The following is a 14,787-nucleotide window of genomic DNA, read 5'->3' on the forward strand; positions in this document are numbered from 1 at the left end:
ATAGTTCAGATTATCATATCCATAATTCAATCGTTTTCGTTTGTAGAATCTACCTGAATTCCACTTCCTTTTTCTTATCTTTGTAATCCTGATTTTTTTCAGGAATTGTCACAAACAAACACAAACAAATAATACCATCATGTCAAAATCCAAAATTATTTATACAATTACGGATGAAGCTCCTATGCTTGCTACTCATTCTTTTTTACCTATCGTAAAGGCCTTTACTGCTCCGGCAGCCATTTCAGTTGAAACCCGAGATATTTCATTAGCCGGAAGAATTATTTCAAACTTCTCGGAATATTTAAAAGAAGATCAACGAATCAACAACGATTTATTAGAATTAGGTCAACTAGCAACAACTCCGGAAGCTAATATTATTAAACTCCCAAACATTTCAGCATCCGTTCCTCAATTAAAAGAAGCGATTGCAGAATTACAAAAATTAGGTTATGCCATTCCTGATTTTGTTGAAAATCCACAAACCGAAGAAGAAAAAACCATCAAAGCTAAATATGCTAAAGTATTAGGTTCTGCTGTGAATCCGGTTCTACGTGAAGGAAATTCTGATCGACGTGCTCCGAAAGCAGTTAAAAATTACGCTCGTAAACATCCACATAGTATGGGTGCATGGAGTGCTGACTCAAAAACGCACGTTGCTCATATGACCGGTGGCGATTTTTATGGAAGTGAGCAATCGGTTTCAATACCGGAAGCAACTACTTTCAAAATTGTTTTTGAAGCAAAAGATGGTTCCACTAAAATATTAAAAGACACTACGCCTTTAAAAGCAGGCGAAATTATTGATAGTTCTGTAATGAACTTGAAATCATTAAAACAATTCATTGCCAACGAAATTGAAGATGCAAAGGCGAAAAATGTTTTGTTTTCCGTGCATTTAAAAGCTACAATGATGAAGGTTTCCGACCCAATTATTTTTGGAGCTATTGTGGATGTTTTCTTTGCCGATGTATTTGAAAAATATGCCGATTTGTTCAAAGAATTAGGTGTAAATACTAAAAATGGTTTGGGTGATGTGTATGATAAAATTTCCGGTCATCCAAAACAAGTCGAAGTGGAAGCTGCTTTAACGGAAGCAATGTCAAAAGGACCAGCGATTGCGATGGTAAATTCTGATAAAGGAATTACGAATCTTCACGTTCCTTCTGATGTGATTGTTGATGCTTCGATGCCGGCAATGATTAGAACTTCCGGTCAAATGTGGAATGCAGCAGGAAAACCTCAAGATACAAAAGCCATTATTCCGGACAGATGTTATGCCGGAATTTATACCGCTACAATTAACTTTTGTAAAAAACACGGAGCTTTTGACCCAAAAACAATGGGAAGTGTTCCAAATGTTGGTTTGATGGCTCAAGCTGCGGAAGAATACGGTTCGCACGACAAAACATTCCAAATAGATGACTTTGGTACAGTTAAAGTAATTAATGGAGACGGAGCAGTTTTAATGCAACAAGCAGTGGAAAAAGGCGATATCTTCAGAATGTGTCAAGTGAAAGACGCTCCTATTCAAGATTGGGTGAAATTAGCCGTAAACCGTGCGAGATTATCTAACACGCCTGCTGTTTTTTGGTTGGATGAAAACCGTGCTCACGACAGACAAATTATTGAAAGAGTAAATTCATATTTAAAAAATCACGATACAAGCGGATTAGATATTCGTATTCTAAATCCAATCGATGCAACTACTTTTACATTAGAAAGAATCATCAAAGGATTAGACACCATTTCAGTAACCGGAAACGTTTTACGTGATTACTTAACCGATTTATTTCCGATTTTGGAAGTTGGAACTTCGGCTAAAATGTTATCCATCGTTCCGTTAATGAATGGCGGTGGCTTATTTGAAACCGGTGCCGGTGGTTCTGCTCCAAAACACGTGGAACAGTTTATTGAAGAAGGCTATTTGCGTTGGGATTCATTAGGCGAATTTTTAGCTCTTGGCGTTTCGTTAGAACATTTAGGTCAGTCGTTGAATAATGCAAAAGCGTTGGTTCTTTCAGAAACGTTAGATTTGGCTACCGAAAAATTCCTAGAAACAGATAAATCTCCTGCTCGAAAAGTAGGTCAGATTGACAATAGAGGTTCGCATTTTTACTTGGCTTTCTATTGGGCTCAAGCGTTGGCTGAACAAAATAAAGACGAAGAATTAAAAGCACTCTTCACTCCTATTGCCAAAGAATTAACTGAAAATGAAACCAAAATCAATGAAGAATTGATTGGTTCGCAAGGCAAAAAACAAGAAATCGGTGGTTATTACAAACCTGATTTTAAATTGTTAGAAAAGGCTATGCGTCCGAGTGAGACTTTAAATGCAGTTTTGGCGAAATTGAATTAAAAAATATATTTTCTCAACTCGTTGGGTGTAATTAAACGATGAAATAATCTTACCACTAATTCACTAATTTTTTGGAGTAATTATTCGATTTAATTCGAATTTTCATCAAAGATGAACAAATTATTGCTTTTGCATATTTTAAAATTCGAGAATTCGTGGTAAAATATCCATTATGATTTTGAATTAAATAATTACACCCAACGGGTTTTTCTCATTATAAAAAGACAATCCTAACCGATTGTCTTTTTTTGTTTCATTTTAAATCCTAAATTTATAAAATCGAAAAAAGTTTTAGGTTCTTCCCAACCTTTTGCCAACTATTGTGCTCTTTATAAGAAAGCAAACCAATTGTGATGGAAAAAAATATCATTCAAGCCTGCAGAAAAATGCACCGAGACGCCCAGCGGAAGGTGTATGAGCACATGGGACCCAAATTGTATCAGTTATGCAAACGGTATCTCAAAAAAGAGGAAGAAATAGAAGAAGCTTTGGCCGATGCATTCTTTACTATTTTCACCAAAATTGATCAATTAAAAGAAGACCATGCGTTTGAAGCTTGGGCTAGAAAAATCACAGTCAATCAGTGTTTGCTGACGTTACGAAAAAATGTGAATTTTAATTTGTATTTGGATGATGTCAAATTAGCGTCGCAACCTACAACGGACGAAATTACTGATTTAGAAGAAGAAGATTTACTCAACCTGCTTCAACTGATTCCCGACGGATGCAAAGCCATCTTTAATTTGTTTGTAATTGAAGGCTATTCACACAAGGAAATTGCACTGCAATTAGGCATTTCAGAAGGCACTTCAAAATCACAATTGAACGCTTCCAAAACCAAATTGAAAGAGTTAGTGAACAATTTTTATTATCAAAAGGCAAAATAGTTATGGAAAATCAAGATAAATTATACGATAAAATGCAACGGGCAGCAAAAAATGCCGAGTCTAATACATTTCCCGGAATGGAAAAAGTCTGGGCACGAGTAGAAGAAAAATTAGACAAAAAAGAAGACAAAAAAGTAATCGCTCTTTGGAAAAAAATAGCCGTTGCTGCCTCTCTCCTATTGTTTGTTTCCATTGGATATCAGTTTTTAAAATCGGATAAAGAAATTATTACAATTGAAAATCCGATTGTGATTGAAAATAAGGATACAATTCAAAATGTTTCTCCTTTAAAAATTGAGAAACCGGAAGAGAAAGAAGTGGTTGTTTCTGACCCAAAACCAGAAATTAACAATGAACCTTCAATTGTTTTAGAGAAAGAAAAGCAAATTGTATATGCTGTTGAAGATAGTATGGTTTTTATGAAGTCGAAAAAAGCTTTAGTTTGGAACCCGAAATCTGATAATAAAGAGTTTTATGTCAAAGCAACAATTGAGCAATCAAATGATCAATTATTACAAGGGAAAGCAGTTGGAGTTTACATTAATAATCCAAATAAAACATATAATGAAAATAACAATATAATTTTAAGAGGTAATAACTCACAACAAGTTGATTCAAATAAATCTGCGACATCAGGTTATGTAACCGTTGATGATGAATCTAATGATTACAACTATTATAGAGGTAATGTCTACTCAAAAAATATGATTGATCCTGATGGTAAGGTTGAAATAATTGACAATGAAGAAAACTATTTTCAAACCAATAAAATAAAATTAATTCCTAATATAGTTTATGATACTTTAAGCAATGGAAAAATAATTGCCCGAAAAATACCCGGAACAATCAACCAACTTGCAATAAGAGGTACTAATTCAATAAACTCCAAACAAGAACCATTAATCATTTTAGACGGACAACCCATTTCCCAAAAAGAAATGCAAGTGCTTAATCCAAATGATATAAAAGATATTACTATTTTAAAAGATGCATCAGCCACTTCTTTATATGGAAGCCGAGGAAGAACTGGTGTAATCGTCATCACTTCCAAAAGCGGAAAAGTTGAAAAATTATCAAAAAGACAACTCAGAAAGAAACTAAAAGAATTAGAAGAAGCTCAAAAACAAGCACCAATTCAATGGCCGGTTCATGATCCAACGCAAGATGAATCGTATGAATCATTTGAAGAAAACGCCTTCGAGAGTCCGAGTACAGCACCGCTTTCTACTTTTTCAATTGATGTGGATAATGCTTCGTACACCAACATTCGTCGCTTTATCAACAACGGACAAACTGTTCCGAAGGATGCTGTTCGAGTGGAAGAAATGGTTAATTTCTTTAAATACAATTATGCTGAACCAACCAATGAACATCCGTTTACCATTCACACTGAATACAGCGACTGTGCTTGGAACAGCAATCATAAAGTATTGAAAGTTGGCTTGCAAGGCAGAAATATTCCAACCGATAATTTACCGGCTTCCAACTTAGTTTTTCTGGTTGATGTTTCCGGTTCGATGAACGACCAAAATAAATTGCCCTTGCTCAAACAATCGATGAAAATTTTGGTAGAGCAACTTCGTAAAAAAGATAAAGTTTCAATCGTGGTTTATGCCGGAGCAGCGGGAATGGTTTTGCCTCCTACTTCAGGCGAGGATAAAAAGACCATTATCGATGCTTTGGAAAAATTGCAAGCAGGCGGAAGTACTGCGGGTGGAGAAGGAATTGAATTAGCCTATAAAATTGCACAAGAAAACTTTGTCAAAAACGGAAACAACCGAGTGATTTTAGCTACTGACGGCGATTTTAATGTGGGAGCTTCTTCTAATACAGACATGCAAACTTTAATTGAAGAAAAAAGAAAAAGTGGTGTTTTCCTAACGTGTTTGGGATACGGAATGGGCAACTACAAAGACAGTAAAATGGAAACCATTGCCAACAAAGGAAACGGAAATTATGCTTACATTGATAACATTCAAGAAGCCAATCGCTTTTTAGGAAAAGAGTTCAAAGGCTCAATGTTTGCCATCGCCAAAGATGTGAAAATTCAAATCGAATTCAATCCGCAACACGTGCAAGCCTATCGATTGATTGGGTATGAAAACCGAAAACTGAAAGACGAAGATTTTGTGAATGATGCCATTGATGCCGGCGAATTAGGAAGCGGTCACACCGTAACGGCTTTGTATGAAATTATTCCAACCAATGTGAAAAGCGACTATTTTAAAGAACCAATTGATTTGAAATACTCTAAAACTGAAAATTCTTCAACCGTTTTTGGCAATGAATTGGCCACCATCAAATTCCGATATAAAAAACCCGATGGCGAAAAAAGTATTGAAATGGTTCAGGTAATTGAAAACAAATCGATTCCAATTGAAAATTCATCCGATGATTTTAAATTTTCATCAGCCGTTGCTTGGTTTGGATTAAAATTGAGAGATTCAAAATTAGTACAAAACAAAGACAGCGAAGCCATCAAAACCTTAGCAAAAAAAGGACTTTCCAACGATGAAGATGGCTATAAAGCCGAGTTTATCCGATTGGTTGAAACCGTAATATAAAAAATTGGTTACTCTGAAAACCTGACAATTAAATCCAATTTGTCAGGTTTTTTATTAACCGTACTTTAACAACTGATGTATAAAATTTCTGAAAAAATTTCATCAAATTTGTTAAAAAAATTACTCATGTCGTTAAACAAAATTTTATTGACAACTTTGATGACTTTTGGAATATTATTTTCATCAACCGCACAAGAGAAATTCACAATCAGCGGAACTATTTCCGACCAAAAAAGCAATGAATCGCTCTATGGAGTTAACATCATTGTAACTGACACAAAATCGGGAGCAACAACAAACGAATATGGTTTTTACTCCATTTCCTTGCCAAAAGGAACTTATCTAATTCAAATTAGTTATGTTGGTTTTCAAACCATTGAGGAAACTATCGTTTTAGATAAAAACATTCGAAAAAACTTTTCCTTATTCGAATCGAGTCAGCAATTAAACGAAGTAGTTTTAACCGAACGCAAAGCCAAAGCCGAAATTCGGAAACCCGAAATGAGTGTGAACAAACTTTCCATTCAGGAAATAAAAGAAATGCCTGTTTTACTAGGTGAAGTTGACATTATAAAATCGTTGCTGACTTTACCGGGTGTCACAAGTGCCGGTGAAGGTCAATCCGGATTCAACGTTCGTGGTGGTGGAGCCGATCAAAATTTGATTTTATTAGACGAAGCTACCATTTATAATTCCTCTCATTTATTTGGTTTATTTTCGGTTTTTAATCCAGATGCCATCAAAGATTTAAAACTATATAAAGGTGGAATTCCTGCTCGTTATGGCGGAAGATTATCATCCGTTTTGGATATTTATCAAAAAGAAGGAAATAGTAAAGAATATCATGTGAATGGAGGAATCGGTATCATTTCAAGTCGATTAATGGCGGAAGGTCCAATTATAAAAGACCGCGGATCATTTTTGGTTGCCGGAAGAGGTTCGTATGCTCACTTATTTCTAAAACTAACAGACAATGACAATTCGGCCTATTTTTATGATTTGAATACGAAATTGAGTTATAAAATTAATGACAACAATAACGTTTATTTTTCAGGCTATTTTGGTCGTGATGTCTTTAGTTTGAATAATGCTTTTGTGAATACATACGGAAATGCGGTACTGAATTTACGATGGAATCATTTGTTTTCTGATAAATTATTCAGCAACATGTCATTCATTTATTCGGATTATTATTATGGTTTGGAATTGGATTTTGTTGGTTTCGAGTGGAATAGCGGTATCAAAAATTATAACTTTAAATATGATTTCAAACATTATTTAAGCGATAAATTGAAATTAACCTATGGTTTAAATACGATTTATTATGATTTTAATCCCGGTAAAATTGAACCTAGCCGTCCTGATTCAGGTATCAACGAAGATCAATTAGATAAAAAATACGCATTAGAATCGGCAGTTTATGTTGATGCAGAACATCAATTATCTGAAAAAATAACTGTTTCCTATGGTTTTCGATTTAGTAACTTTTTACGTTTAGGAAATCAGACGTTGAATGTGTATGAAAACAATCAAGCAGTTAATTTCAATACTGATTTTCAAGTGTATGAAAGTGCCACTCCGATTGGAACAGTTTCCTATGGAAAAAATGAAACGATTGCCAGTTTCAACAATTTGGAACCACGTTTTTCTGTTTCATATGCATTGAATGACAATCAATCCATCAAAGCAAGTTATAACCGAATGAGTCAGTATTTGCATTTGATTTCAAATACACAATCGCCTACTCCGCTTGATGTTTGGGCTCCAAGTGATAACTTTTTGAAGCCTCAATTATTAGATCAATATGCCATTGGCTATTTTCAAAATTTTAAAGATGACGAATATTCCGTTGAAGTGGAAACTTATTATAAAGACATCAAAGATCGCGTAGACTATATTGATGGTGCGAATTTAATTGCTAACGAAGCTATTGAACGAGTGGTTTTAAACGGTCGAGGAAGAGCATACGGAATGGAAGTTTTATTTAGAAAAAATGCCGGTCGATTCAACGGTTGGTTGTCTTACACTTTAGCCAGAACCGAACAACAAGTGGTTGGAAGAACTCCCGAAGAAACAGGCATCAACAATGGAAATTGGTACAAAACCGGCTTCGACAAATTAAACGATATTTCATTAGTTGGAAATTATAAATTGAATGAAAAGTGGCGTTTTGGAGCTAATTTTTCGTTACAAACCGGTCAGCCAGTTACCTATCCTAACGGTCAATATGAATACTTAGGAATCACAGTTCCAAGTTTTAATAATCGAAACGAAGACCGATTGCCAACCTATCATCGTTTGGATGTTTCTGCCACTTTAACTCCACGTAAAAACAAAGATAGAAAATGGCAAGCCGAATGGGTTTTTGGTTTTTATAATATTTACAATCGTCAAAATGCAGCTTCGATAACTTTTCGCCAAAATGATGAAACGGCTCGAAATGAAGCAGTTCGATTATCCATTTTCGGAATTGTTCCGAGTGTAACGTATAATTTTAAATTCTAAAAAAATGAAACATTTGAAATATAGCTTACTCCTATTAATTACTTTCTTTACATTTAGTTGTGAAGAAGTTGTAGATGTTGATTTGAATACAGCTCCGCCAAAATTAGTCATAGAAGCTTCTATTAATTGGGTGAGAGATACGCCAGGTAATATTCAAGCAGTAAAATTATCGACTACTACTAATTATTTTGCAGACGAAATTCCGCCGGTTACAGATGCAATTGTAACCATTACCAATAGTGAAGGAACGATTTTTACTTTCACACAATTAGATGAACCCGGTTTATATATTTGTGCTGATTTTGTTCCGGTTGTCAATGAAACGTATACTTTAGTTGTTGTTTATGACGGTGAAACCTATACTTCAATCGAAAGATTATTGGCAACTCCGCAAGTAACAAGAGTTGAACAACGCAATGATGGTGGCGTTTTAGGTGACGAAGTGGAAGTAAAATTCTTCTTCGATGATATTCCAAATGAAACGAATTTTTACTTTTTAGGAATTTTTGATCCTTATAAAGTTATACCGGAATACGGTGTTTTGGAAGATCGCTTTTTTGAAGATAATGAAATGTTCGGATTATATTTTAGCGAAGATTTAGTAGCAGGTGATACATTGACATTCACAATGAATGGCGTTTCTCAAAATTATTTCAATTACCTTAATATCCTTTTGGCTCAAGCAGGAAACAATGCCGGACCGTTTAGTACACCCACTTCCACCGTTCGCGGTAATATTATCAATCAAACTAATTTTGATAATTTTGCATTGGGTTATTTTAGATTGAGTCAAACAGAAATTAATGAGTATATTATTGAGTGATTTTATATCGCTGAAAAAATAAAAAATGTCATCACATCACATAGTTCGAGACGACCAAGAACCGGCACTAATTATTGCTAATGGTGCCGCTTGTAGCGAAGAATTGCTAGGACAGTTGTTAGAATGGTCACCTATTGTAATTGTCCTAGATTCTGCGATTAGTCGTGTGATTGAATTAGGTATTAAAGTAGATGTATTATTAGGTGATTTTGACAGAGATTTTGATTTTGATTATTACAAAGAAATTCAATATCCGCTTGAAATTGTTCATACACCCGATCAGAACAAAACTGATTTGGAAAAAGCATTTGATTATTTGGTCGAACGAAATTTTCCGGCCGTAAATGTCGTTTGGGCAACCGGAAAAAGAGCCGATCATACGATTACCAATATCACATCCATTGTAAAGTTTAGAGAAAAACTGAAAATTGTCTTGTTTGACGACCATTCCAAAATATTTCATTTACCAAAAAAATACGAAAAATGGTATCCAAAAAATACTGTTATTTCTTTAATTCCGATTGGCGTTGTGCTCGGCATTCATTCGCAAAATTTATTTTATCCTCTACAAAACGATTCGTTGCAAATTGGTTATAGAACCGGAAGCAGTAATCATGTTGCCGAAGACGGCATTGTCACCATCCAACACGAAGAAGGCGATTTAATTTTAATGGAATGTTGGGATTAAAAAAATGCCCGTCCTAAAACGAGCATTTTTATTATAATTAGCCCGTTGGGTGTAATTAAATTTTGAAATAATCTTGCCACGAATTCACTAATTTTTTAGAATAATTATTCGATTTAATTCGAATTTTCATCAAAGATGAACAAATTATTGCGTTTGCTTATTTTAAAATTCGAGAATTCGTGGCAAAAATATCCATACTACTATTGAATTAAATAATTACACCCAACGGGTTATAATTAATTGTTTTTTTGAATTATTTACATTCATTAAATTCTTTCACAATATTGATTAAATTTTCTTGAATTTTTAAATCAAAAGCTCCGCTTAAAATCTCATCCGCTAAAACTTTACAAGCACTCAAATATTCTGCTAATTCTTTTGAAAGGTTTTTATTGTTTCGTTTATCAATCATTTGACCAACAGTTTGGCTTTTCAATTTTATCACAAAAACTTCCTCATCAACCGGGTCAATATAAACCGAATTTTCTTTTTCGGTAAACACTTCTTTATAAAAATAAGCATTGTTAAAGCCTAAAGACATTGCATTTGATAATTTTTTAGCTGCATCGCCTTTCACTTTCATTCCTTTGTAACCCGTTTGAGTACCATCGCTGTTTATTACATAAAAACTAACGTTGTCTTTTGCTGAAAGTGTAATAAAACGTTCTTTCCCTTTTTCATTCAAATATTTTATACTTACATTTTTACCATAATTATCGATCGCATCAACCACTTCGGTATTGCCGGTTTGATGAACATCTAATTTTTCAAATTGAGCAGTTAAAGTTCCATCATATTTAACACCTTTTTCATCAATGGCATAACCACGAACATTGTACACATTTACACTTCTTTCTTTAGCTAATTTTACTTTTTCGTTCAATAAATCTTGCTTGTATTGTTTCGCTTGACGACCTAAAGTGATGTCACGATAAACCAATTCACCCATTAATTCAACAAAAAAACTAGTGTTATCCGGTCCACTATATCTTTTTTGTGCAGGATAAGTAAACTTACTGTCGTTAAACAACGTTACTTCCACATCATTATTCATATTTCCTGTAATTTTTGCAGAAGCCACCTTGATATTATCCAAATCATACACATCGGCAAAATTATTGTTTCCAAAAGCGGTGTACGGACTTCCAATAACTTTTCCGACAATATTAGTTCCGGCTGTTCCGCCAAACATCACTGTTCCATCTGTTTTTACAAATGGGCGATATTTAGCAATTTTTGTTTCTTTTTCTTTTTTAGAAGCAATTACATCAATTTTTGCTTGCAATGATTTGTCGCCAATACTTTCTCTTTCGGTGGCAAAAAAAGCATCAATTTTTGCTTGATTAAAACCATTTGCATCAAACAATTCATATTTTGCAGATAACAAATGCATAATAACTCGTGAAGAATTAAACGAAGTAATCAGAACTTCATACGGAATTTCAGTTTTCTTCGTTCCATCTGAATTGGTAACCACTAACCATTGATTGATAATGGTCTGACCTTCCATTAATGTTTTGTATTCTGTAGTAAATTGCTTTACATTATTCAAATCAAAAAAGATACATTGGTCACGTACTTTGTCATTGAAAATGGCGATTTCTTTTTCATCAATTAAAATTCTGTCTTTTTTGGTTTTAATCTTTTGAGCAAAAGAAAAAATTGGGATGAGTAGAAATAAGTAAAAAATTGTTTTCATATTATTTTTTTAGAGTGCAAATATACAATTCTAAAACAGAACTACTTTGAAAACAAATCATTTTCGCCTTATTTTCAGTCAGTTATTCATAAAATAATTGCATTTAATCTTTCAATTATCAAAAACTGATAGAAATGCAACAATATCATTTTAAAAAAGTAAATTTGTGTAAATTGAATCATCGAAACCATTTACCTTGAAAAATAATACCACCCCAGAAAAATCATCGTTACACCCTCGAAATAAACACCGTTCGCGTTATGATTTTGAAGTTTTATTACTTAAAACTCCTGAATTAAAATCGTTTATTTATACTAACGAACATGAAATTGAAACTATCGATTTCAGTAATCCGTTAGCGGTTAAAACACTAAACAAAGCCTTACTTAAATCCTATTACGGAATTTTAGATTGGGATTTACCCGAAGATTATCTTTGTCCACCCATTCCCGGAAGAGCTGATTACATTCATCATATTGCTGATTTGTTGGCCGAAGTAAATCAGAACATCATTCCAACCGGAAATAACATTATGGGTTTGGATATTGGTGTAGGAGCCAATTGCATCTACCCCATTTTAGGAAATGCCGAGTATGACTGGAGTTTCGTTGCCACCGATATCGATGCCAATGCTCTTGAAAATTGTGTGTCGATTATTGAAAAAAATCCGCATTTAAACGAAGTAATTAGCTTACAGCAACAAGTCAATTCGCGTTATATTTTTAAAGATATTATTCAACCCGAAGATAAATTTGCGTTTACCATTTGCAATCCGCCTTTTCACGATTCCAAAGAAGAAGCCGCCAAAAGTGCTGCTCGAAAAGTTTCTAATTTAACCAATCAAAAAACAGTCAATCCGATACTAAATTTTGGCGGACAAAATAATGAACTTTGGTGCGAAGGAGGCGAACTCGCTTTTATCACCCAAATGATTTACGAAAGTGTAAAATATCCCAAACAATGTTTTTGGTTTACAACTTTAGTTTCAAAAAAAGATCATTTAAAAAGTATCTATAAAACACTTAATAAAGTAGAAGCTTCTACTATCAGAACCATTGAAATGAATCAAGGTCAAAAAATCAGTCGCTTAGTTGCTTGGACGTTTTTAAGCGAAAATCAACAGAAAGAGTGGAAGTTTACATCCGAATAAAACAAAACGTTTTTTTCGTAACTTTGTAAAAAGCATTGAATTAAACTCTCTCTTTAAAACCTCAGCAACTCAGTAACTCAGCTCCTCAGCCCCTCAAAAAATGAAATTCCAAGTCATCTCAGATTACATACCAACCGGCGATCAACCGCAAGCCATTGACAAATTAGCCAACGGAATCCTGAATGGCGAAAAATACCAAACACTATTAGGTGTTACCGGTTCAGGAAAGACATTTACTGTTGCCAATGTGATTGAAAAAGTTGAAAAACCAACCTTAGTTCTTGCTCACAACAAAACACTTGCCGCTCAATTATACTCTGAATTCAAGCAATTTTTTCCGAATAATTCCGTGCAGTATTTTGTTTCGTATTACGATTATTATCAACCCGAAGCCTATATTCCGGTAACGGGAACATACATAGAAAAAGATTTAAGCATCAACGAAGAATTAGAAAAACTTCGTCTCAGCACCACTTCTGCCCTACTTTCCGGGCGAAGAGATGTCTTGGTCGTTGCTTCCGTTTCGTGTTTGTATGGTATCGGAAATCCTGTCGAATTTCAAAAAAATGTCATTTCAATTGATCGTGGCGAAATCATCTCCCGAACCAAATTATTACACCGTTTAGTGCAAAGTTTGTATTCGCGAACCGAAGCCGATTTTACACCCGGAACCTTCCGCATCAAAGGCGACACCGTGGAAATTTTCCCAAGTTATGCCGATGATCCGTTTCGTGTCCATTTCTTTGGCGATGAAATCGAAGAAATCGAAGCCTTTGACACTAAAACAACAAAAGTAATCGAACGTTACACCAAATTAAACATTTATCCCGCCAATATGTTCGTCACTTCGCCCGATGTGTTGCAAGGTGCGATATGGGAAATCCAACAAGATTTGGTCAAACAAGTCGATTATTTTAAAGAAATCGGCAAGCATTTAGAAGCCAAACGGTTGGAAGAACGAACCAATTTCGATTTAGAAATGATTCGCGAATTAGGCTACTGTTCCGGTATCGAAAATTATTCTCGTTACTTAGATGGTCGTTTGCCCGGCACACGTCCGTTTTGTTTGTTAGATTATTTTCCACAAGATTTTTTAATGGTTGTCGATGAAAGTCACGTCACCATTTCACAAGTTCACGCAATGTACGGTGGCGACCGAAGCCGAAAAGAAAACCTCGTCGAATTCGGGTTCCGACTTCCCGCTGCGATGGACAACCGTCCGTTAAAGTTTGAAGAATTTGAAGCCTTGCAAAACCAAGTCATCTACGTTTCTGCCACACCGGCTGATTACGAATTACAAAAAAGCGAAGGAATCTTCGTTGAACAAGTCATTCGCCCCACCGGATTATTAGATCCAGTCATCGAAATCCGTCCGAGTTTAAACCAAATCGACGATTTAATCGAAGAAATTCAACTTCGTTGCGAAGCCGACGAACGCGTTTTAGTCACCACGTTAACCAAACGAATGGCAGAAGAACTGACAAAATATTTAACCAAAGTCTCCATCCGTTGTCGCTATATTCATTCTGATGTGGATACCCTCGAACGAGTGGAAATTATGCAAGATTTACGCAAAGGTCTGTTTGATGTTTTAATTGGCGTAAACTTACTCCGTGAAGGGCTGGATTTACCCGAAGTTTCGCTCGTTGCCATTCTCGATGCCGACAAAGAAGGTTTCCTCCGCAGTCATCGTTCGCTCACCCAAACCGTAGGTCGAGCCGCCCGAAACGTGAACGGAAAAGCCATTATGTATGCCGATAAAATCACGGCTTCGATGCAAAAAACCATCGACGAAACCAATTACCGTCGCGAAAAACAAATTGCCTACAACACGCTTCACGGATTGTCGCCCAAAGCCTTAAACAAAAGTCTCGGCAATGCGTTGAGCAACAATTCCGTTTCTACGCAATACTACGAAGACAAACTCCTCAAAGCCGCCGAACCCGAAAGTTTGTACCTCACCAAACCCGAAATCGAAAAGAAAATCCGCGACCTCCGAAAAATGATGGAAAAAGCCGCCAAAGAACTCAACTTCATTGATGCAGCCAAACTGCGTGATGAAATCAAAAGTTTGCAGGAGAAGATGTAATTTTTCAGAAGCTATTCCCGCTT

9 protein-coding genes are annotated in these 14,787 nt (G+C 35.1%); 8 read left to right on the forward strand and 1 reads right to left on the reverse strand.

Translation table 11 applies throughout. From position 1 onward, the window contains the following. The first annotated feature begins 136 nt into the window (after positions 1 to 136). The 6 genes from B4N66_RS03255 (at position 137) to B4N66_RS03280 (ending at position 9,826) form a co-directional block, all read left to right on the forward strand. The gene (locus B4N66_RS03255) at positions 137 to 2,359 is read left to right on the forward strand and encodes an NADP-dependent isocitrate dehydrogenase (RefSeq protein ID WP_291092536.1); all 2,223 of its coding nucleotides are present in this window, start codon (positions 137 to 139) and stop codon (positions 2,357 to 2,359) included. Positions 2,360 to 2,745: 386 nt separating this feature from the next. Continuing rightward, the gene (locus tag B4N66_RS03260; protein ID WP_291092537.1) at positions 2,746 to 3,246 is read left to right on the forward strand and encodes an RNA polymerase sigma factor; all 501 of its coding nucleotides are present in this window, start codon (positions 2,746 to 2,748) and stop codon (positions 3,244 to 3,246) included. Positions 3,247 to 3,248: 2 nt separating this feature from the next. Beyond that, positions 3,249 to 5,810 (forward strand): vWA domain-containing protein, encoded by a 2,562-nt coding sequence (locus B4N66_RS03265; protein WP_291092320.1) that lies wholly within the window; start codon positions 3,249 to 3,251, stop codon positions 5,808 to 5,810. Positions 5,811 to 5,936: 126 nt separating this feature from the next. Continuing rightward, complete coding sequence (locus tag B4N66_RS03270; protein WP_291092322.1) at positions 5,937 to 8,315, forward strand: TonB-dependent receptor; 2,379 nt, start codon at positions 5,937 to 5,939, stop codon at positions 8,313 to 8,315. Positions 8,316 to 8,319: 4 nt separating this feature from the next. Beyond that, positions 8,320 to 9,138 carry a DUF4249 domain-containing protein gene (locus B4N66_RS03275; RefSeq protein WP_291092324.1) on the forward strand — a complete coding sequence of 273 codons (819 nt, stop codon included), beginning with the start codon at positions 8,320 to 8,322 and terminating at the stop codon, positions 9,136 to 9,138. Positions 9,139 to 9,163: 25 nt separating this feature from the next. Beyond that, entirely contained in the window at positions 9,164 to 9,826 is a 663-nt protein-coding gene (locus tag B4N66_RS03280; RefSeq protein ID WP_291092326.1) for a thiamine diphosphokinase, read from the forward strand. 253 nt (positions 9,827 to 10,079) lie between these two features. Here B4N66_RS03280 and B4N66_RS03285 read toward each other — a convergent pair whose 3' ends face one another. Next, positions 10,080 to 11,525, reverse strand: a complete 1,446-nt coding sequence (locus B4N66_RS03285) for a hypothetical protein (RefSeq protein WP_291092328.1) — start codon at positions 11,523 to 11,525, stop codon at positions 10,080 to 10,082. 196 nt (positions 11,526 to 11,721) lie between these two features. Between B4N66_RS03285 and rlmF the strand changes: the two genes are divergently transcribed. Continuing rightward, a complete protein-coding gene (rlmF, locus tag B4N66_RS03290; protein WP_291092330.1) occupies positions 11,722 to 12,675 on the forward strand; it encodes a 23S rRNA (adenine(1618)-N(6))-methyltransferase RlmF in 954 nt (317 codons plus the stop codon). A 100-nt stretch (positions 12,676 to 12,775) separates the two neighbouring features. Continuing rightward, the gene (uvrB, locus tag B4N66_RS03295; RefSeq protein WP_291092331.1) at positions 12,776 to 14,764 is read left to right on the forward strand and encodes an excinuclease ABC subunit UvrB; all 1,989 of its coding nucleotides are present in this window, start codon (positions 12,776 to 12,778) and stop codon (positions 14,762 to 14,764) included. Positions 14,765 to 14,787 lie beyond the last annotated feature (23 nt).

This window comes from Flavobacterium sp. UBA2787 (assembly GCA_002352205.1).
In the GTDB taxonomy this organism is placed as follows: Bacteria; Bacteroidota; Bacteroidia; order Flavobacteriales; family Flavobacteriaceae; genus Flavobacterium.